This window comes from Sporosarcina ureae (assembly GCF_002101375.1).
In the GTDB taxonomy this organism is placed as follows: Bacteria; Bacillota; Bacilli; order Bacillales_A; family Planococcaceae; genus Sporosarcina; species Sporosarcina ureae_B.
Genome location: NZ_CP015207.1, coordinates 2,310,149 through 2,330,422 on the forward strand (window position 1 = coordinate 2,310,149; position 20,274 = coordinate 2,330,422).

Annotated in this window: 17 protein-coding genes and 1 tRNA gene; 14 read left to right on the plus strand and 4 right to left on the minus strand. The window is 44.5% G+C overall.

All coding sequences use genetic code 11. From position 1 onward, the window contains the following. The first annotated feature begins 262 nt into the window (after positions 1–262). The 4 genes from SporoP8_RS11480 to SporoP8_RS11495 all read left to right on the plus strand — a co-directional run bounded on the left by SporoP8_RS11480 (position 263) and on the right by SporoP8_RS11495 (position 4,816). A complete protein-coding gene (locus tag SporoP8_RS11480) occupies positions 263–1,738 on the plus strand; it encodes an aldehyde dehydrogenase family protein (RefSeq protein ID WP_085132622.1) in 1,476 nt (491 codons plus the stop codon). A gap of 25 nt (positions 1,739–1,763) precedes the next feature. Next, positions 1,764–2,912: a saccharopine dehydrogenase family protein gene (locus SporoP8_RS11485; protein WP_085132623.1), complete on the plus strand. Its 1,149-nt coding sequence runs from the start codon at positions 1,764–1,766 to the stop codon at positions 2,910–2,912. Positions 2,913–2,991: 79 nt separating this feature from the next. Beyond that, positions 2,992–3,597 carry a GNAT family N-acetyltransferase gene (locus tag SporoP8_RS11490; protein WP_085132624.1) on the plus strand — a complete coding sequence of 202 codons (606 nt, stop codon included), beginning with the start codon at positions 2,992–2,994 and terminating at the stop codon, positions 3,595–3,597. Between the two features lie 25 nt (positions 3,598–3,622). Further along, entirely contained in the window at positions 3,623–4,816 is a 1,194-nt protein-coding gene (locus SporoP8_RS11495) for an acyl-CoA dehydrogenase family protein (protein ID WP_085132625.1), read from the plus strand. Positions 4,817–4,940: 124 nt separating this feature from the next. Here SporoP8_RS11495 and SporoP8_RS11500 read toward each other — a convergent pair whose 3' ends face one another. Further along, a complete protein-coding gene (locus tag SporoP8_RS11500; RefSeq protein WP_085132626.1) occupies positions 4,941–5,822 on the minus strand; it encodes an SDR family oxidoreductase in 882 nt (293 codons plus the stop codon). Positions 5,823–5,976: 154 nt separating this feature from the next. On the opposite strand from SporoP8_RS11500, the gene SporoP8_RS11505 reads away from it, so the two are divergent. The 3 genes from SporoP8_RS11505 (at position 5,977) to SporoP8_RS11515 (ending at position 10,104) form a co-directional block, all read left to right on the plus strand. Beyond that, the gene (locus tag SporoP8_RS11505) at positions 5,977–7,149 is read left to right on the plus strand and encodes an aminotransferase class I/II-fold pyridoxal phosphate-dependent enzyme (protein ID WP_085132627.1); all 1,173 of its coding nucleotides are present in this window, start codon (positions 5,977–5,979) and stop codon (positions 7,147–7,149) included. Positions 7,150–7,278: 129 nt separating this feature from the next. Then, the gene (locus tag SporoP8_RS11510) at positions 7,279–7,860 is read left to right on the plus strand and encodes a hypothetical protein (RefSeq protein ID WP_157111256.1); all 582 of its coding nucleotides are present in this window, start codon (positions 7,279–7,281) and stop codon (positions 7,858–7,860) included. Positions 7,861–7,974: 114 nt separating this feature from the next. Further along, a complete protein-coding gene (locus SporoP8_RS11515) occupies positions 7,975–10,104 on the plus strand; it encodes a beta-propeller domain-containing protein (protein ID WP_158233691.1) in 2,130 nt (709 codons plus the stop codon). Positions 10,105–10,505: 401 nt separating this feature from the next. Here SporoP8_RS11515 and SporoP8_RS11520 read toward each other — a convergent pair whose 3' ends face one another. Next, complete coding sequence (locus SporoP8_RS11520) at positions 10,506–12,158, minus strand: sensor domain-containing protein (protein ID WP_085132630.1); 1,653 nt, start codon at positions 12,156–12,158, stop codon at positions 10,506–10,508. Between the two features lie 127 nt (positions 12,159–12,285). On the opposite strand from SporoP8_RS11520, the gene SporoP8_RS11525 reads away from it, so the two are divergent. The 6 genes from SporoP8_RS11525 (at position 12,286) to SporoP8_RS11550 (ending at position 18,108) form a co-directional block, all read left to right on the plus strand. Further along, positions 12,286–13,233: a DMT family transporter gene (locus SporoP8_RS11525; protein ID WP_085132631.1), complete on the plus strand. Its 948-nt coding sequence runs from the start codon at positions 12,286–12,288 to the stop codon at positions 13,231–13,233. Between the two features lie 71 nt (positions 13,234–13,304). Continuing rightward, entirely contained in the window at positions 13,305–15,023 is a 1,719-nt protein-coding gene (locus SporoP8_RS11530; RefSeq protein ID WP_085132632.1) for an ABC transporter ATP-binding protein, read from the plus strand. Further along, positions 15,020–16,825, plus strand: a complete 1,806-nt coding sequence (locus SporoP8_RS11535) for an ABC transporter ATP-binding protein (RefSeq protein ID WP_085132633.1) — start codon at positions 15,020–15,022, stop codon at positions 16,823–16,825. The genes SporoP8_RS11530 and SporoP8_RS11535 overlap by 4 nt, the downstream gene beginning before the upstream one ends. 197 nt (positions 16,826–17,022) lie before the next feature. Beyond that, on the plus strand, positions 17,023–17,433 hold the full coding sequence (locus tag SporoP8_RS11540; RefSeq protein ID WP_085132634.1) for a hypothetical protein: 411 nt from the start codon (positions 17,023–17,025) through the stop codon (positions 17,431–17,433). A gap of 87 nt (positions 17,434–17,520) precedes the next feature. Next, positions 17,521–17,709 carry a hypothetical protein gene (locus tag SporoP8_RS11545; protein WP_085132635.1) on the plus strand — a complete coding sequence of 63 codons (189 nt, stop codon included), beginning with the start codon at positions 17,521–17,523 and terminating at the stop codon, positions 17,707–17,709. 60 nt (positions 17,710–17,769) lie between these two features. Beyond that, complete coding sequence (locus tag SporoP8_RS11550) at positions 17,770–18,108, plus strand: hypothetical protein (protein WP_085132636.1); 339 nt, start codon at positions 17,770–17,772, stop codon at positions 18,106–18,108. A gap of 351 nt (positions 18,109–18,459) precedes the next feature. On the opposite strand, the gene SporoP8_RS11555 is transcribed toward SporoP8_RS11550, so the two are convergent. Both SporoP8_RS11555 and SporoP8_RS11560 read right to left on the minus strand, forming a co-directional pair. Beyond that, positions 18,460–18,915, minus strand: a complete 456-nt coding sequence (locus SporoP8_RS11555; protein ID WP_085132637.1) for a YusW family protein — start codon at positions 18,913–18,915, stop codon at positions 18,460–18,462. A 107-nt stretch (positions 18,916–19,022) separates the two neighbouring features. Further along, positions 19,023–19,913 carry a DUF2804 domain-containing protein gene (locus SporoP8_RS11560; RefSeq protein ID WP_420066728.1) on the minus strand — a complete coding sequence of 297 codons (891 nt, stop codon included), beginning with the start codon at positions 19,911–19,913 and terminating at the stop codon, positions 19,023–19,025. A gap of 199 nt (positions 19,914–20,112) precedes the next feature. Here SporoP8_RS11560 and SporoP8_RS11565 point away from each other — a divergent pair. Then, positions 20,113–20,185: transfer RNA gene (locus tag SporoP8_RS11565), tRNA-Ala, on the plus strand. Positions 20,186–20,274 lie beyond the last annotated feature (89 nt).

Sequence of the window (20,274 nt, forward strand, 5' to 3'; positions counted from 1 at the left end):
CTTTCTTCTAAGCGCTCATACTTCCACGACATCCGCTCATAAATCGCTATAGGCGCTCTATCAATCCCCTAGAGCGCTCTATCCATCCATTTAACCGCTCTATGAAATGACACAAGCGCTCTATACCCGTTATCTATTGTTGACCATCAAGTGAATTTATCCCGAATATGTCTAGCTTTAAAGGAATAGGATGATATATTGTCGAACAATTCTAATAGAGACAACTGACGAAAATTATATCGAGCAGAGAGGAGTAGTTTTGATGAAGCTAACTAATTATATCGACGGCATGTGGCAGGAGGAAGCTGCTAGTTATACAGCTGTACTCAACCCGGCGAACGGGGATGAATTGGCACAAGTACCTTTGTCAACGGATGAAGAGGTTCGGCGGGCGGTTGCTGCGGCGAAGGAAGCACAGAAGAAATGGGCTTTGGTGCCGGCACCGAAACGTGCGGATTATCTCTATGAAATTGGCCGTATTATGAAAGGCAAAAAAGAACATCTAGCGCAAGTACTGACGAAGGAAATGGGTAAAGTCATAGAAGAGGCACGTGGTGAAGTGCAAGAAGGGATTGACATGGCGTTCTACATGGCTGGAGAAGGTCGCCGATTGTTCGGTGAAACGGTTCCGTCTGAGTTGCAGGATAAGTTTGCGATGAGTGTTCGAGCACCGATTGGCGTTGTGGGTCTGATCACTCCATGGAACTTTCCGATTGCCATTGCTACGTGGAAATCGTTCCCGGCAATTGTCGCCGGAAATACATTCATTTGGAAACCGGCGACGGAAACGCCGTTGATGGCATATGAAATGGCGTTGATCTTTGAAGAAGCCGGCTTGCCGCGTGGTGTGGCGAATATCGTCTTTGGTTCAGGTGCAGATGTAGGCACTGCGCTGATCGAACATCCGGACGTACGGGTTATTTCATTTACCGGCTCGACGGAAACAGGACGTCACGTTGCGGAATTAGGCGGTCGCCATTTGAAGAAAGTATCTCTAGAAATGGGCGGCAAAAATGCGGTCATCGTGCTGGAAGATGCAGATATTGAACTAGCGGTAGAAGGAATTTTGTGGAGCGCATTTGGAACGGCAGGACAGCGCTGTACAGCTTGTAGTCGAGTCATCGTTCATGAAGATGTGAAAGAAGAATTGCAGAAACGTCTGATGGAGAGCATGAAAGACTTAACGATGGGCGGCGGTCTGGATGAAACGGTGAAAGTCGGTCCAGTGATCAATGAAAAGGCACTGGAGAAAATCCAGCGCTATATCGAAATCGGTAAAAGTGAAGGTGCAAATCTAGTGGCAGGTGGAAATGTGCTGAATGAAGGGAAATTCGCGAATGGATATTATGTTGAGCCCACATTGTTTGCGGATGTCGCATGGGATAGCCGACTCGCGCAAGAAGAAATTTTTGGCCCAGTCGTTTCATTGATCACGGTCAGTAGTCTGGATGAAGCGATTGAAGTGAATAACAGCGTCGCGTATGGCTTGTCCAGTTCGATTTTCTCGCAAGATGTCAATAAAGTATTCCGCGCACAACGCGATCTGGATACAGGTATCGTCTATATCAACGCAGGCACGACAGGTGCGGAAATTCATTTGCCGTTTGGTGGAACGAAAGGGACAGGGAACGGTCATCGTGACTCCGGGGTCGCGGCACTCGATGTCTTTACGGAATGGAAGAGCATTTACATCGATTACAGCGGCAAGTTGCAACGCGCGCAAATCGATACGGAATGAACTCACAGGAAGAAGGGATGAGCAGATGAAAATTGTTGTATTAGGTGCGGGATTAATGGGAAAAGAAGTCGTGCGTGATTTAGTAAAGCAAGACGAAGTGAAGAAAGTGTATCTCGCGGACCGTGCGATTCGGCAAGCGGAAGATTTCGCCGAAGAATTAATGAATGAAAAGCTCGACATTTTATTGCTAGATGCGACGAATGAAGAGCAACTTAGCGACGTAATGGGATTGGGCGATATCGTTGTTAATGCACTGTTTTATACATTCAATGAAGCCGTCGCTCGTTGTGCAGTAGAACGAGGCGTACACGTTGTGGATCTAGGTGGACATATCGGCGGTGCAACGGAAAAAGTGCTTGCGCTACATGAACAAGCTATCGCAAAAGGTGTAACGCTAATTCCGGACCTCGGGGTGGCACCGGGTATGATTAATATTCTGGCAGGTTACGGCGCATCATTGCTGGATGAAACTCAGTCGATCAAACTTTACGTAGGTGGAGTTCCGGTCAAACCTGAGCCGCCACTGAATTATCATGTCGTCTTTTCATTGGAAGGGTTATTTGATCATTACACTGACACATCACGCGTTATGCGAAATGGCAAAGTGAAGGAATTGCCTTCATTGTCGGAAATTGAAATGTTAGAATTCAACGGCTATGGCGAAATGGAAGCTTTCCATACATCAGGTGGTACGTCGACGTTGCTTGAGTCATTCCCTACTATTGAAACGCTAGAATACAAGACGATCCGTTACCCGGGTCATGCCGACAAAGTTCAAGTATTAGTGGATCTTGGCTTACTGTCTAGGGAATCCACGATTCGTGTAGATGGTAGACCATTACGTGTGCGCGACGTCATGCTCGCTCATTTGACACCACAATTACGCCTTGGAGATAAATCGGATGCTGTATTACTCCGCGTCATAGTTAGCGGGACGAAAGACAAGCAGCCGCATACGGTGACGTTCAATATGATTACCGAAAAAGATCAGAACACTAACGAAACGGCCATGGCACTTGCGACGGCCAACACCATTTCCGTTGTAGCGCAAATGATTGGCAATGGTGTCATTACGAAAAGAGGCGCTTATCCACCAGAAAAAATCGTGCCTGGCGAACTGTATATACAAGAAATGAAGAAACGCGGAGTTGTTATTGACGTACAACAGGCCTGATACAGTATATACTGGTAGGAAAGCGTGGATTTAGATCTCAATAGACCATCTCCTCGTATTTCTAAGGAGTGAAGTGAACATGCAACAAACATTGAATTCATCGCAGATGGGATTACAGCATCTCGCAACGAATCGACGGACGGTAAATAGGTTATTCGAATTCGTACTAGTCGATTTCGGATTTCTCGACCATATTCCGTTTCCAATTATGCGTAAAGCACTCAAGAAAAACATCTTGCGTGCAGTCTACTTGACGGACGGCATCAACGTGTACGGCTATGCCATCTATCAGGAAATCCCCAAATACGGAGGCATTCACGTACTCTATTTGGCAATAGCGCCCGAATTTCGTTCGTATGGGTTAGGTAGCGTGATGCTTCGCCGTCTGGACGCGTTATCGCCAGCAGGAATACTACTGGAAGTGGAAGATCCGGACTTTTCCCGAAATGAAGAAGAATTATCTATTCGGACACGACGTATTGCATTTTATGAACGCAATGGACTGACACTTGATCAAACAGTGAAGCTGACAAATTTCAAGCATCCATTATTATTGATGACCACTTCAGAATTGCCCGCTTTGAACGAGCGCCAGTTTAGAAAGTTTTATCGACAGTTGTATAACCGCGTATATGGCCTACCAGTCGGGCAGATTGCAGTGAACGCACGCATCAAAAAAGCCTAGTTTCATTGTAAAGGAGGACACGAAGATGGACTTTACATTTACAGATGAACAGAACATGTTGCGACAGACAGCAAGACAGTTTGTGGATGCGGAAATTATGCCGCATATTGCGAAATGGGATACACAAGGTAGTTTTGACAAAGGAATTTGGAAACGGCTCGCGGATCTTGGATTCATGGGCGTCTGCGTACCCGAAAAATATGGCGGCAGTGGGATGGATTATAATGCTTTGGCCATTTTATGCGAAGAACTCGAACGTGGCGACACGGCTTTTCGCACTGCAGTTTCCGTACACATCGGTTTGAATTGCATGACGCTGATGCAGTGGGGAACGGAAGAGCAGAAGCAAAAGTATTTAGTGCCACAAGCAAGAGGTGAGAAAATCGGTGCGTTCGGATTGACGGAACCTGGCGCTGGCTCGGATGTTTCTGCACTGCAAACGACGGCGGTTCGTGACGGGGATACGTATGTATTGAACGGTCAGAAAACGTGGATTTCACTTTGTGATGCGGCAGACAATTTCCTCGTTTTCGCCTACACGGATAAATCGAAAAAACATCACGGCATCAGCGCATTTATTGTTGAGCGGACCATGCCTGGATTTTCATCGAAGGCAATTAAAGGGAAGTACGGCATTCGTGCAGGTAACACGGGTGAGCTGTTTTTTGAAGACGTGCGCATACCCGCTGCCAACTTACTTGGTGAAGAAGGCGAAGGATTCAAAATTGCGATGGCGGCGCTTGATAACGGTCGTTTCACCGTGGCGGCTGGTGCAGTGGGCTTATTGTACGCCTGCCTTGAATCGAGCGTAGAGTACGCAACAACGCGTGAAACATTTGGAAAGAAAATAGGAGAACACCAGCTTGTGCAACAGATGCTTGCGAAGATGGAAGCCGGTTATCAGATGAGTCGTCTTCTTGTTTATCGTGCGGGTGAGTTGAAGAATAGCGGTGTTCGGAATACGCGTGAGACGTCGCTCGCGAAGTGGCAAGCTTGTGATTTTGCTAACCAAGCAGCAGACGACGCAGTGCAGATCCATGGAGCGTACGGCTATTCGGATGAGTATCCAGTTGCACGGTATTTACGCAACTCCAAGGCGCCCGTCATTTACGAAGGCACACGTGAAATCCATACCATCATGCAAGCGGAGTATGTGCTTGGGGAGCGTAGTGATAAGAAGTTGAATCGTATGTTGCCTAAATGGCCGTTTGAGGAATGAAAATGATGCGGTGAGCCAGTATGTGTGGCTTACCGCATCATTTTTTTGTGGAATTTATAGTTGTAATGCAATAGCACGATGAATATATACTAGTATGCGATGACGCTTCGACGTTCATCCCCAATTAAGAACCGACGAAATCTCCGCCATCCACATGTATCGTCTGCCCTGTCATATAACTTGAGTCCTGTGAAGCCAAGAAGACATAAGCGGGTGCGTTCTCAGCAGGCTGTCCACGGCGTTTCATCGGGGTATCTGCTCCATGTTCAGCCACTGTTTTCGCATCGAATGTAGCAGGGATCAATGGTGTCCAGATTGGTCCGGGTGCTACTGCATTCACTCGAATCCCTTTCTCCGATAGATTTAACGCCAATGAACGAGTAAAGCTTGTGATGGCTCCTTTTGTCGCGGAGTAATCAAGCAGTCCAGGCGATCCGTTATAGGCTGTAATCGAAGAAGTGTTGACTATGCAGTCGCCTTTTTTCATATGAGTAATGGCTGCTTTTGACATATAGAACAAGCCAAAAAAGTTCGTTTCAAACGTTTCCTTCAACTGCTCTTCCGTAATGTCTTCGATGGACTGTTGAGGGAATTGTTTTCCGGCATTATTGACCAGTATATTAAGATCACCAAAGTCGTCAATAACTTGGTTGATCAGCTGTTTACAGTTTTCATCGCTACTAATATCGGTTTGATATTTCTTCGATTTGCCACCATATTTCTCAATTAATTCAATTGTTTTATCCGCATCTTCATCTTCCTGATCTGCCAAATAGGCGATGGCTACGTTCGCTCCTTCTTTCGCATAGGCAACGGCGACGGCACGACCAATTCCGCTGTCGCCACCTGTGATCAATGCCGTTTTGCCTTTAAGTTTCTCTGCACCCTTGAAGTTAGGATCATCATAAATTGGAGCGGGATGCATCTCTTCCTCGACGCCAGGCTGCGTAGATTGTGTTTGTCCTGTTATATTGTCGTCGATTTTCTCGTATCGATCTTGACTCATGTGACATCCTCCTCGGTATATAGTTATCAAAAGTATTCCCTGATTGCCGGCGAACAAACATCCAGATATTCGATAGAAAATTAATCCAAGCTGTCTTTTTGCGTGTTATAATAAAGTCATTACGTACTATATAACAGCTAAGGAGCGTGTCTTCATGAACTTTCAACCTTCCAAAAAAATGTCCATCTTCTCACCGGCGATCTTTGGTGATTTAAAAGCAGCCGCTGAGTTAAAAAAAGCGACAGGTGCGCAAGTCGTCGATTTAAGTCTTGGTAGCCCCGACCTTCCGCCTGACGAGCGTGTGCGTCAAGCGTTGTCTGAGCAAAGCGCATTAGCATCATCTTACGGCTACACTCTCGGAGGGACGAAGCGGTTCCATGAAGCTGTCGCGAATTATTACAAGCGGCGGACAGGTGTCATCATTAACCCTCATACAGAAATATTGCAGACGATGGGTTCGCAGGAAGGTCTCGTTCATTTACCTTTCGCGTTCTGTGACGAAGGAGATTATATCCTCACGACGAATCCTGCCTACGTTGCCTATGACGCAGGAATTAAACTAGCGGGTGCCGTACCGTACTACATGCCATTGCTTGCGGAGAACGGCTTCTTGCCTAATCTCAAAGAAGTTCCAGAAGACGTGCTGAAAAAGACTAAACTACTTATCTTGAACTTACCAGGAAATCCGGTACCGGCCATGCCGAACGAAGCCTTTTTTGAAGAAGTCGTAGCGTTTGCGAAGAAATACGAAATCATCGTACTTCATGACGCAGCATACTCGGAATATTATTTCACGGGCGACCGTCCGGCAAGTTTCCTCACGACACCTGGCGCAATGGAAGTCGGTATGGAAATCAACTCGCTATCCAAAAGCTTCAGCTTGGCAGGTGCACGAATCGCTTACTTCGTTGGGAATGCAGACATGATCAAAGTGTTGCGCGAACTAAAATCCAATCTCGACTATGGAACATTCGGACCGATCCAAGAAGCAGCCATTGTCGCACTTGATAATGGAGAAGAAATCACAGATCGCCTACGCGCAGAGTTCTCTAAACGTCATCACGCGTTAATGGACGGACTCGCATCATTGGGCTGGGAAACCACGCCGTCTGAAGGCGGTATGTTCGTCTGGGCAAAATATCCGTATGACCTAGACGATATAGAATTTGTTTTCGAAGTCATCAAACAAGCTGGCGTCGTCATGGTACCGGGCAGCATCTTTGGCACTGCCGGGGTAGGTTACGTCCGCCTTGCACTCGTGCAAAAAGTGGAATTGATTGAACAAGCGATTGAACAACTTAGAGAATTATCGATTGTGAGTGTATAAATACTAGCGAGGGAGAGCGAGGTTTTCCGCTCTTCCTTTTTAGAATGAAAAAATGAGTCGGAACTAATTTGGTAATAGACGTTTACTATCGTAAACTACCTATAGAAATGAAGTGGAGAGAGGAGGGATATGATGGACGAACAAGAAAAAGGCCGGATCCACAGAAAGAAAAACAACATTCAACCCCGTAGGAAAAAGCAGAGCATTGTGATCTGGAGCGTTGTCGCCATGGCCACTGTAATGTTTTTGCTACTCGTGCTACCGTTATTGCAAGAGTCGAATACTGAAAATGAAGAGATTGTACCGGCTGTAGGTCTTTATGAAGATATAGAAAAAGTGCAACTAAAAGTGTTACAAGAGAAAGCGTTAGAAGATGGAAAAATCGAATACTTAATTGAAATAAATAATGATACCAACAGGGTGATCCACCAGCCTACATTAACCTTCAGCTTCGAGGTGAAACTAGAGAAAGGTAGGGGAGAGAACCCCTTCAAGTACTCGACTGATCTTGGACTGGAAATCGAACCGGGACAAAAAATGAAAATACCGCTTAAAGTCGATGTCAGTCTACTCAACCAGGAGAAGATCGATCCTGATCACATTATGCTTGAGTTGAAAGGATATCTGGACGAACTGGAGCTTGAAAATCTATTTCACATAGGACGATCCATTAGCAACGTAGAAGGCGACAGACAATGGAAGAAGCTATGACCAAGCTAAAATGACTCTATAAAAGGAGTTTTTTAGCTTTTTTCAATAGAATGTAACGGAATCAAAAATTTTCAGTCTACTCTAATACAAAGAAATTAAGAGGAGATGAAAACTATGAATACAAGCAGGTGGCTCATTGTATTGGGGGCAGCAGGAACGATCGGAATCCTTGTACTGATCAGTTTCCTACTTTGGCCGAAAGTGGGTATTACATCCACGAAGTCTGTGCTTGCAGGTCAATCGCTGAATGTCTATTTCACGGAACCAGTGAAAAAGAACTTGGATGCTTCGGAGTTTCATATTACGAAAAGCAATAAGAGAACTCCGGCCAAGCTTTCGTATGGAAATGGAAAGACGTCGTTACAAGTAGGGGAGCTACAACCAGGAGACTATACATTGCATATCCCAACGAATAGTTTTGGAGTATGGAAACGCGCAGCGGACAAAGCACTTTCATTCACCGTCCTCGAATCTGTACAGCCCGTCACTTCCATTAAGGAAATAAAGAACTTCTTTGAACGAGTGGAACCTCAAGGACGCAGTGAAATCATGGAAGAGTCTTCGTCGGAAGATAAAGCTTCTGGTGGCGGTGTGGATCATTCACAAACCAATCAGCAAGTGGCGGGAGTAGATGAAGCAGATACTGTCAAAACGGATGGTGATTTCCTCTACGATGTCCTAAATGGCGAAGGACTTATGATCACCGATATCCGTAATCCAAACGAGATGGTCCGTGCCAGCGAGGTAGCTTTTTCGGATGAGTTTTATGCAAACCAACTGTATATAGATCAAGATAAAGTCGTATTAATTGGTGGTCGAAATCTAGATACGCCGACATCCAATCTGGATTCGAAAATCACGGAAGACCGGATGATGCCGACACAACAACTGTCCGTCATTCGTGTCTATGACGTCACAGACCGTACGAATCCGAAACTTATTCGTGAAACAGGTGCAGAAGGATACGTCATCGGAACACGTAAAATCGGCCAATTCGTCTATATGATCACGAATAATCAACCATTCCTTTGGTACGATCACCCAAAGCCGTTAGAAGATCAGCTAATACCAAAAGTCTATGATTCCACAGCCAATCAAAAAGTACAGTCGCTCGCACTTGATAAAATCTCGATTTTGCCAGGCGCGATGGAACCCTCCTACTCGGTCATCACGACACTCGATATTGAGTCGGGAGAAAAAGGAGGAGTGGATACGAAAGCTTATCTTGGCAGTGGTGAACAACTGTACATGTCCGCAGATCATCTGTATCTGACGTCTACTAACTACCAAAACAATCAGCAAAGCACTAGTGAAGTATTCAAATTCAGCCTCGACAAAACGGACGTCTATTTCCTGCAAACCGCTCAACTAAAAGGGACGATCTTAAATCAGTTTTCGATGGATGAACACAATGGCTATTTCCGTGCAGTCACCACAGAAGGCAATCTCTGGGATGAACGCAATAAAGCGAAGAATCATTTATTCATCCTCGACGAAAATATGAAACAAGTCGGTTCGGTCGAAAATCTAGCGGTCAATGAACGCATTTATTCCGCACGATTCCTCGGAGATAAAGCATATATGGTAACGTTCCGTGAAACGGACCCGCTATTCGTCATGGATGTTGCGGACCCGCATCACCCGAAAGTGCTTGGCGAACTGAAGATCCCGGGCTTTAGCAATTACTTGCATCCGCTTGACGAAGGCCATTTAATCGGCTTTGGCTATGAAACAATCGCGAAGAAAAATCCACAAGGCGGCGCGCCGCTCATCCAAACAGGCGGCATGAAAATCTCTTTATTCGACGTAACAGATTTTGCGAATCCAAAAGAAACCGCATCTGAAGTTATCGGTGGGCAAGGCACCTATTCATCTGTCCAGCACGATCATCACGCGTTGTTCATTCATCCAACCCGCAACTTGTTCGGCTTTCCGATTTCGGTGTATGAGCAATCCAAGCGTGAAAACATCCTAGATCTACAAAGCTCCGGCGCAATGATATATGAAATCACTACTGAACGCGGTATTGTTAAGACAGCTGATCTAACCAAGCACATGACAAATGACTACATGGACTGGGAGAAAGAAATTCAACGTCTGTTGTATAGCGGCAATTTCCTCTACACGATTTCGGCAAATGAAGTAAATAGCTACACATTAGACCATTTCACACCTCTGGATACGTTAGAAAGGGCTAGCTACACAACCAATAGTGTGCCACCTCTCGAATCGATAGAAAAATAAGGCTGGCGCGCTCTATGTTGTTTGGTTTCCGCTCAAAGAAGTTGGTCGAGCGCTCTATGATGTTCGGTTTCCGCTCAAACAACCCAGCCGAGCGCTCTATGATGTTTGGTTTCCGCTCAAAGACCTCGGTCGAGCGCTCTATGATATACGGTTTCCGCTCAAACAATCCAGCCAAGCGCTCTATGATATTCGATTTCCGCTCAAACAACCCAGTCAAGCGCTCTACCACATTCAAAATCCGCCCCAATCACCCCACCACCCAATCAAAAAAGGTTGTCTTTTCACCTCCCGTACAGTAAGCTGTAATCAAACGCGCTCAGACTTACCACAACTGAACAAGATAGACAAAAATGGAGCCCTTTCTTTATGAAAGGAGCTCCATCTAATTTGGTGGCGATAGTTTATTTAATTTCGATTCGCTCAGCAGGCATCGGCATTCCGATGAAATGACCTTGCATCGCATCGATGCCCATTTCTTTCAGCAACGCAAATTGCTGTTCATTGCTGACACCTTCTGCAATCGTATATAAGTTTATTTTTTTCGAAAGTTGAATCAATCCTTCAATCAATTTCTGTGTCTTCGGATTACTCAACAACGTATCGATAAAGACGCGGTCAATTTTGACACTGGTAATTGGCAAATGCTGCAAGTATCGCAACGATGCGTATCCAGAGCCGAAATCATCGAGAGTGAACTGTAAACCGAGGTTTTGCAGTTCGGACATTTGCGCCAGTACAGATTGTTCTTCTTCCGCTTTAAGCGCGAATTTTTCTGTGAACTCCAATTGTACTTTGTTTGCGGGGCATCCTGTTTCATTTAAGATGGAGATTAATCGGTCTTTCCATTGTGGGTTTAACGATTCACGAATGGATGAGTTGATGGAAATATTCATATCATTACCTGCCCGATGCCATTTCGTTACGAACGTCATCGCTTCTTCTGCCACATACGCACCGATTTCTTCAATCAGACCGTTTTCTTCAGCAATCGGAATCAATTCGTCGGGACTGATGATGCCAAGATCTTCATCTTCCCAACGGACGAGCGCTTCGTAGCAAGTGATTTTCTCGCTCGCTACATCAAATTGCGGCAGATAGGCTACATGCAATGAATTGCGATCCAGTGCTGTCAGCATCTTGCGGTCGATTTCCAAACGGCGGTTTAGAATTTTATGAGACTCAGCTGATAAAGAAGCAATCCGTCCGCCACCTTGACTGATGACATCGGCTGCAGCAGTCATCGCGACTTTATATAGTTGCGTGTATGTTCTTTGATCTTCAGGGAAACGTACAATCCCGCCGCTAATCGAAAGAGTTTGCGCATTGTGACTAAGATAGATAGGTTGTTGTTTTAAGAATTCATAGAAACCTTGAATATACCAATCGCCGAAAGCTGTCAGCACGACAAAGCTATTCGTATCGATACGCGCAATGGGACTATCCTGGAAGTAGCGCTTTAATCGGTTGGTGAACTCTTGGATTAGCTGCGTCTCAGATTCTTGAGATTGCAGCTCTTTCATAGTGTAGTAATGATCGATTGTCAAATAAACGAATGAAAAATGCGTTGCTTTTGCGATAGAGTCATTGACTACTTGTTCCAGCTTATGGCGACTCATCAGTCCAGTTTCTATATCAATGAATGCAATTTCTCCTAAGCGTTCCTGCAAGCGTACATCTTCTGTAATATCAAGTTCCAGAAAGAACACAGATTGCAGTTCTCCGGCATTGGATAGGGTAGGGACAGCAAGTGTATTCACAAAGAACGGCTCACCTATGCGCGTCATTTTTTCTATTTTACCTGCCCATGTTTTTCCGGACAGCAAACAATCCCAAATGGAGTTCGCTATTTCCTGACTTTGAGATTGATCCGAAAACATTTGCCAAAACGATTTACCTAAAATACGTTTGGGAGTCCAACCACTAACAGCTAGGTAATTTTGATTGGCATAGGTGATTAGACCTTCGCCGTCAGTATGTGTAACTAATTGGTATTTATTTAGACTATCGACTAGTTCTTGGTGTTCGCTAGTCTCTGGTAACGGAATTGTATGCATAGAGGTACTCCTTTCCAATTCTACTATATGACTATTATAAATGAAGTTTCAGTGTTGTCTACAGCTGGCATGAGAATTTTATACTATGTTGGTGAAAAACAACAATCTAGTTAGGGGTGATGGGATCATGTTGCGATTAAAAGGTATTATAATGATTATTGTAGGTTCGATGTTATGGGGCGCTACTGGACCGATGATGGAGTGGATTTTGGACTATAGCGAAATGTCAGTTTCTATGATGTTAATCCTACGTTTGACAATTGCGGGTGCTGTAGTGCTAGCGTTATTAAAAGCAAAAGGCATACAAATTGGCCGTCCTATGAGACAGAAGTTGTGGTTGCGTAAAATGGTAATGTTTGGTGTTATCGGAATGCTTGGCGTCCAGTACGGATTCGTCCAAACGATTGCACATAGTGACGCAGTAGTCGCAACATTATTCCAGTTCGTTGCACCGGTCTATATCATCATACTGCTTTCGATCTTTCAGAAATCATTCCCGCCAGGTAGTCAAGTAATCGGTATGATCGTTGCCTTATTCGGTTTGATCTTGCTCTTGACAAACGGTTCATTCTCCAGCATTTCTTTAGATACGTCTGCGATTGTGTGGGGAGTAATTGTGGGATTTGCCTTCACTTTTTACACGTTATATCCCGTAGTTCTTATGTCGGAGTGGGGTGTATTACTCGTCGTCGGCTGGGGGATGTTCATTGGTGGCGTGACGTTATTCATCATCAACTTACCGATGTTCTTCATGAATCTTGGTGCATTGCTCAACGGTCCGGCGATGGGTATGTTATTACTTGTCATCATTATGGGAACGCTTGCATTCATCATGTTCTTGCAAAGTATGACGTATATTTCACCTGTTGAAACAAGCGTCCTTTCCAGTTTCGAACCGCTCACAGCGATGATTGTCTCTGTGTTCTGGCTCGGTCAGTCGATGGGTGTCTGGCAAATAAGTGGCGCGGCCATTATGCTGGTAGGGGTTATTTGGTTATCCATCGGAGGGAATCGCAAGAAGGAAAACGCTCCGTTCCCGGAATCAATACAAGAGTACGACCACAGCGAAGTATAGATTTGCGCCTGTACACGCCATATTCCTATATGACATAATGAGGTAAAGACGGCACGTAAAGGGTGAATCAGATGAAGACGGTTTTCCGCTATGCACTACCTTATAAATGGCCAATGTTCATTGCCATTTTACTCATGTTACTTGAACTATCGGTCGAATTAATGCAGCCTCTGCTGATCGGTAGAATTATAGATGAAGGAATTATGAAAGAAGACTTGAACACGGTTTTGATTTGGGGGAGCGTCATGATGGGACTCGCCTTTGTGGCGCTCTTTTCGGGCGTCGTCAATTCCTATTTCGCTGCACATGCTGCACAAAGTTTCGGCTATGATCTTAGACAAGCGTTGTTTCAGCGTGTCCAAACGTTTTCACTCGCGGCATTTTTGCGCTTTCCGACGTCGAGTCTCATTACACGTTTGACAAGTGACGTGACGCTTGCACAAAACGCGCTCTTCATGGGATTACGAATTATGGCACGTGCGCCGTTGATGGTGCTTGGAAGTTTGATAATGGCATTCGTCGTCAGTCCTAAACTTGCGGTATTCCTACTGATCGGTGCCCCTTTCTTAGCTGCATTCCTTATCGTCATGGCGCGCAAAGGAGTCCGTTTATTTGGACTAGTCCAGCGCCGTTTGGACGGTGTCAATCATCTCGTACAAGAAAATTTACAAGCGGTTCGTCTCATTAAAGCCTATTTACGAGGTGTTTTTGAAACGAACCGTTTTTCTAAAGCGGCAAGTGCGTTGAAAAAAGATAGTGTACAGGCGATGCGCTTAATGGAATTAATTTTGCCAGTGTTACTGTTTATTATGAACGTTAGTTTTATGGCGGTACTTTGGTTCGGTGCAGATGAAGTCCGCAATTCTAATATGCCTGTTGGAGATGTCGTAGCGGTCGTCAACTATACGATGCGCATGACGAGTGCCTTCTCGATGTTCTCCTTTTTGATTGTGATCTTCTCTCGCGCAAAAGCGTCTTCCGATCGAATGGAAGAACTGCTAGTTGCCGATGATGATCTTGAAAAGCTAGAGGTCGCTGACAATCGCCACCCAGGTGCTGTTTCTGTTCGTTTCGATCACGTATCATTCCGTTATCCAGGAACGACTGAAGACGTGCTCCAAGACGTGTCGTTTGAAGTTCCAGCGGGCGAGAAACTCGTCATCATGGGGGCTACCGGTTCCGGTAAATCGACGATGCTTCAACTACTCCCGCGCATGTTCACCGCGACGCAAGGTACGGTGTGGATTGATGGTAAAAACATAGCAGACTGGCCGCTCGATACGTTACGAAACCTAATCGGCTACGTGCCGCAGCAATCGATCCTTTTTACGGGCTCGATCGCTGATAATCTGTCATGGGGCAAACCGAATGCCACTGCCGATGAAATCGAAAAGGCCGCTAAAAAAGCACAAATTCATTCGTCTGTCATGGACTTTACAGATGGCTATGAAACACGTGTCGGGCAGCGCGGTGTGAATTTATCTGGCGGTCAGAAACAGCGACTGTCGATTGCTCGCGCGTTGATTCGTACACCGTCTTTATTGGTTTTGGATGATAGCACCAGTGCGCTCGATGTCAAAACTGAGTCTTCATTATGGAAAGCTTTGCAGGAAGAAGATACGACGATGCTGATCGTCACGCAAAAAATACAAACCGCTCAAATTGCTGATGCGATTTTATTAGTATCAGATGGCGTGATCGTCGGCTATGGTACGCATGAAGAGCTACTTCAAACGTCCAGCTTCTATCGGGAAATTGCGGAATCGCAACAGAATGGGGGAGTAGCATGATGCGAAAACCATTTGGTTATGAACCGATTATCCGGAAGGCAGATTTATCAAAAGTACAACGTAAAAAAGTGCAGAAAGCGGGTAACTGGAAGTCCGTGCTCGCACGAATTTGGCGTTTGGTTGATCAACAACGAGGGTTACTGATTACAGTGTTGATCCTTGTTTTAATCAGTTCAGCCCTAGCGCTAATTGGCCCCTTGATGATTGGACACATTATCGACCAGTTCATCATTCCGAAAAAAGTGGACGGGCTCAGTATACAGATTGGTTTATTACTGCTTGTGTATGCAGGCTTCTCATTGTCTACGTATTTTCAAAATTACTGGATGGTCGGAATCGCACAGCAAACTGTCTACCGTCTGCGGACGCAATTATTTGGCCATCTACAGAAGTTGCCAATTCGGTTCTTCGATAAACGCCAACATGGTGAATTGATGAGCCGCGTGACGAATGATATTGAAAACGTTAGTCAAACACTAAATTCTTCGTTGATTCAAGTGTTTTCTAGTGTGCTGACACTCGTCGGTACGGTATCCATCATGCTGTATCTCAGTCCGTTATTGACGTTGCTGACGATGATCATCGTCCCTTTAATGTTCATTGCGATGTGTTGGATCACTCGACGTACGGGTATTTTATTTAAAGAACAACAGCGCGCAATCGGTGAATTAAACGGCATGATTGAAGAAACGGTTTCGGGTCAACGAGTCGTCAAAGCGTTCTCGCAAGAACAGAACGTCATAGAAGAGTTCGCGCAAAAAAGCGAACGTCTTCGTACAGCGGGTTTCTGGGCGCAGACGTATTCAGGTTTCATTCCGAAAGTGATGAACACGCTGAATAATATGTCGTTTGCGATGGTTGCGGGAGTAGGTGGACTGCTGGCGGTGACAGGATATGGCAACGTAACGGTTGGAACGATTGTCATCTTCAGTGAATACGCGAGGCAATTTACGCGCCCTTTGAATGATCTGGCCAATCAATTTAACACCGTACTTTCCGCCATCGCAGGTGCAGAGCGAGTGTTTGCCATCATGGACGAGCCTGTTGAAAAAGACGAAGCCACGAAGCAGATCGAAACATTACATGGCGATGTCGAGTTCCGCGATGTGACGTTTAGTTATGAAGAGGAACCGATTATCAAGAACCTCAGTTTCCATGTTCAATCAGGCGAAACGGCGGCTTTCGTTGGAGCAACAGGAGCAGGGAAGACCACCATCATGCAATTGCTGTCACGTTTTTACGAAGTAGATAGCGGACAAATCCTACTCGACGGTATCCCAATCGATGATCTACCGCGTCAAACTGTGCGCAGCCAAATGGCCTTCGTCTTACAAGATCCATTCCTGTTCGAAGCGACCGTGCGCGAAAATATTCGTTACGGCCGACTCGACGCAACGGACGAAGAAGTGGAAGAGGCCGCCAAAAAGGCCAACGCCCACAGCTTCATTAACAAGTTATCGATGGGCTATGATACGGTGTTGACAGCAGGCGGGGAAGAGATTTCGCAAGGTCAAAAGCAACTACTATCCATCGCCCGTGCGCTAGTGGCGGACCCGGCGTTACTGTTGCTTGATGAGGCGACAAGCAGTATCGACACGGTGACGGAGCTAGCGATTCAAGAAGCGCTAGAGCGCCTGATGGAAGGACGGACTAGTTTCGTCATCGCACATCGTCTGAATACAATCAAGCAGGCAGACAAAATTTTCGTACTGGCAGACGGCGAGCTAATCGAATCGGGCAGTCACGAAGAACTGCTGGAACGCAAAGGCGTGTTTAATGGGATGTTGAATCATGAAGAGTAAGTGGGGGCTGGTTGATCGTGGGCCTTTATTCCCGATCAACTAGTGTCTCTTTCTGATGTTTGAGAGTGGAATGAGGATGTCTGAACAGAGTTACTTGAATTTGAAACATTCAATAGGTTGAACACTTTTACACTTTACGGGCGTATAAATAGTAGAACTATGATTGTTCAAGAATCGAGCCAAAAAGGAGGATCTTTATGAGAAAGTTCTTTTATTACTTCGGATGGACAATGGTTATAGGGGTTATGATTTATTTAGGTGCTAAATATCAGTTCCTGTTGAAACAAGAATATATGAAAAATTATGAAGTACTATCATTTATTTTGTTTTCAACAATATTTCCTATTGGTATTGGGATACTGCTCAGGTTGCCAAAACTTATAATTGAAATGAAAGAGAATAGACAATGGACTTTTGATTGGGCTAAATTCATGGGGATTGGGTTGCCATCACTTGGTGTATTATCTATGTGTGTATTAATATTTACACCAGCGGGGGAGAATATTCTTCCGTTTGTACCAGAAATCATGTATCCGGGAAATTCCACCATTCAAACAATAGCTGGCGTGGTGTTTGGGTTTATTTTGTTAGATAGTGTAAAGAAATAATGAATGGTATATATTAATGGGTGTCGTTGTTTGAGAAATGTTGTGGCTGAAACGAGCCAACTTGTTAAGTGATTTACGGGGTCGACAATGAGCAATAAAACTACTTTTGCCGTTATTTTACTTTCGGGAGGCTATGAACTAGCTCTTGATAGGTATGTAATACCAAGAACTTTAATGATTATTTTCGTATTGTCTTTTCTATTTAAATTAGGTTTGGTTTTAGTTGAGCAAAAGACATATAACTTTTCATCAGAATCGGGGGCATTACAAGCATAGCTTTGTTCCAGAATAGGACCATATTAAGATTGATTGAAATTCAGAAAGAGGGTGAAACTAATGGTTAGCAGTAGTATTGGAAATGTTAAAACTCATAAAAAAATCGGATGGGGTTCATTGTCGTTACTGCTATTTATATTGGGTTTATTATTTTCTGTCTCCTTTGGAAAATACGATGCTATTGGCGATTATATCTTGCGTCTCATACGTGTAAAACCTTGGTCAAATGTTAATACAGGTATGCATTATACAGTGTTTTATTCTCTTGCTTTTTATATACCAGCACTAATTATTGGTTATAAATTCAAGAGCGATTGGGGAGCAAAAGTAGGTAGAATTTTATCAACGATCTTGGTTCTTTCTATTCTGGTAACACTATTGTTTTTCGTGATTATTTAAAACTTTCAATAATCGGGGGCGATTGTGTAGCGTGGTTTATTTGCACTCGCCTAGTTGATCGGAGTGGAAGCCGGCGACTCCGGGAGGATCAGCGGGACAGGTGAAACACCTAGCGAGCGAAGCGAGGAGTGTGGTTCACCGCCCGCCCTCCGGAACGCGTCCGGCTGCAACGCAGATCAACGGGTTCTAACCCAAACTGTCAATTAGTAGTGGGATCGTAGGATTTACGAATTAATTTGGTTAGTATATCTTACTTTATTTACACTAAACCATTAATAAAAAGACATGCAAAAAACCGCTAATTCATATACGAATTAACGGTCCGCTTTATTCTGCATTTTGTACCAGCTATTACTTCTTCTCATCAATATGAAGAGACTTGTCGTCTGTAAACTGTACATCCAACTCGAATTCATCATACGTATCGAGACCGTACCACTGCAAAATGCGATCAATCGCTTCTTCTTTAGTAGTCCCGCTATCAATCAAAATTTCCATAAACATTTTATGCATATCGTCAATCGCTTCATTGCCTTCTAGATTGACTTCTTGGAACTCATTGACATACTCTGCATCACCAGGCTTTACATCTTCATAATCCGTCTCGATTTTCTTATTGTCTTTCTTGATCGTTAAATCGAAATCTGTGAAGCCGTAACCGTCACCCGTGTTTATGGTACTACCTTCACCCTCATTTTCAATGCTGACCGCATCGTCATTGTTTGGTGCTTCGTCTTTTGACGCGCAGCCTCCGAGAAGTAAAATAGATGAAACTCCTGCAATGGATAACATTCGCATTACTGACATAAGCGCCACCCTTTCTAAAGTATATACTACTTGTATTATCTCCTTAAAAGAGCGACCTTAAACAAAAAATGATCTCTTTGTAGACAGGTGGGTGAGGAAAAGCTTAATTAATTATACTTTCGCTCCATAATTGAACCGAGCATCTGTCGAATCGGTAAGACTTGTCCGCTTGGTAGTCGAATCTTTCCATGAAAATAGCCGACATATTGATTAACCGACATCTTGCGTACGATATAATCATCAAGTGTTGGACATTGGAAAAATGGTTTAAACGTCAACTGGATATCATCCGAAAATTTTGTGTGGATTTTCCATGCGCTTTTCGGGTCTTCCTTATCGCTATCGAATAGTACATCCTCATGAAATTTATACATAGTGCCTTCAACGAAGACGGCATTTTCCGTCAGTCCCGTACCGTCCGTCCAACTACCACCGAAATTCAAGCCAATCCGTTTACCACTTGTCCGCTGGGAAGCCATCGCCCAGTCCCAATTCGTTCGGGTATTCCACACGCCGCGGCCAAAATCACAAACGGCAAAACTGTAATATGGATTGAAATCAAAACGTCGATCACCAAAACGCACATATCCACCGGTCGGCATAATCGAATGTTTGGAAGTGAAGTGAAATGAGTCCCGACTTTTCGGAATGACTACATTCAATGATTCATCATTCTCGGGATGAATAATATGCAAATCTGCATGCAATACTTCATTATCAAAATCAGGAATGACAATGGATAGATGCGTTTCGCCTTGCATATGAACGAATTGAATCGTAATATCGTCGTGTACGAACTTGATACTATCGAGGGCTTCCTCTGGCATTTTAATACGTCTTCCAAAAGGGAGAGTTACATGTTTTTCATAGAAACGCTGGGTTTCATAGTTGAGTATGTAAATTAGACAAATTACTTTATGATCCAGATGTACAATCGAGGTAGTTAATAAAATGTCTTCCCCGTAGATGCACCAATTGTTCCAGCGTTTCTTCTTCATGAACTGTCCTCTTAAATTGCTTCTCACTAAAGGGCTGCGTGCGTATCCTATTGATTCAGGATTCAGAAGCCCTTTGGAGTCACACAGAGAAACAATTTCAGACAACTCTTTTTCTTCATGCTGCATACTCTTAACCACCTTTCTTGCCTATTGTCTTTTAAACGAACAGTTGATATACTCTATATTGTACCAGATATGAGGGGCATTAGCTCAGCTGGGAGAGCGTTGCGCTGGCAGTGCAAAGGTCAGGGGTTCGAGCCCCCTATGCTCCATAAAAGTAATGACGGCAGTTCTTGAGAGAAATCTCTAAGAACTGTCGTTTTTTGATTCGAGGCGATACTAGTATTACTATATTCCCCTT

Excerpts from the sequence above, each read along its gene's own strand:
- SporoP8_RS11480 (WP_085132622.1), top strand. The coding sequence starts at position 263 with ATGAAGCTAACTAATTATATCGACGGCATGTGGCAGGAGGAAGCTGCT.
- SporoP8_RS11485 (WP_085132623.1), top strand. The coding sequence starts at position 1,764 with ATGAAAATTGTTGTATTAGGTGCGGGATTAATGGGAAAAGAAGTCGTG.
- SporoP8_RS11490 (WP_085132624.1), top strand. The coding sequence starts at position 2,992 with ATGCAACAAACATTGAATTCATCGCAGATGGGATTACAGCATCTCGCA.
- SporoP8_RS11495 (WP_085132625.1), top strand. The coding sequence starts at position 3,623 with ATGGACTTTACATTTACAGATGAACAGAACATGTTGCGACAGACAGCA.
- SporoP8_RS11500 (WP_085132626.1), bottom strand. The coding sequence starts at position 5,822 with ATGAGTCAAGATCGATACGAGAAAATCGACGACAATATAACAGGACAA.
- SporoP8_RS11505 (WP_085132627.1), top strand. The coding sequence starts at position 5,977 with ATGAACTTTCAACCTTCCAAAAAAATGTCCATCTTCTCACCGGCGATC.
- SporoP8_RS11510 (WP_157111256.1), top strand. The coding sequence starts at position 7,279 with ATGATGGACGAACAAGAAAAAGGCCGGATCCACAGAAAGAAAAACAAC.
- SporoP8_RS11515 (WP_158233691.1), top strand. The coding sequence starts at position 7,975 with ATGAATACAAGCAGGTGGCTCATTGTATTGGGGGCAGCAGGAACGATC.
- SporoP8_RS11520 (WP_085132630.1), bottom strand. The coding sequence starts at position 12,158 with ATGCATACAATTCCGTTACCAGAGACTAGCGAACACCAAGAACTAGTC.
- SporoP8_RS11525 (WP_085132631.1), top strand. The coding sequence starts at position 12,286 with ATGTTGCGATTAAAAGGTATTATAATGATTATTGTAGGTTCGATGTTA.
- SporoP8_RS11530 (WP_085132632.1), top strand. The coding sequence starts at position 13,305 with ATGAAGACGGTTTTCCGCTATGCACTACCTTATAAATGGCCAATGTTC.
- SporoP8_RS11535 (WP_085132633.1), top strand. The coding sequence starts at position 15,020 with ATGATGCGAAAACCATTTGGTTATGAACCGATTATCCGGAAGGCAGAT.
- SporoP8_RS11540 (WP_085132634.1), top strand. The coding sequence starts at position 17,023 with ATGAGAAAGTTCTTTTATTACTTCGGATGGACAATGGTTATAGGGGTT.
- SporoP8_RS11545 (WP_085132635.1), top strand. The coding sequence starts at position 17,521 with ATGAGCAATAAAACTACTTTTGCCGTTATTTTACTTTCGGGAGGCTAT.
- SporoP8_RS11550 (WP_085132636.1), top strand. The coding sequence starts at position 17,770 with ATGGTTAGCAGTAGTATTGGAAATGTTAAAACTCATAAAAAAATCGGA.
- SporoP8_RS11555 (WP_085132637.1), bottom strand. The coding sequence starts at position 18,915 with ATGTCAGTAATGCGAATGTTATCCATTGCAGGAGTTTCATCTATTTTA.
- SporoP8_RS11560 (WP_420066728.1), bottom strand. The coding sequence starts at position 19,913 with ATGAAGAAGAAACGCTGGAACAATTGGTGCATCTACGGGGAAGACATT.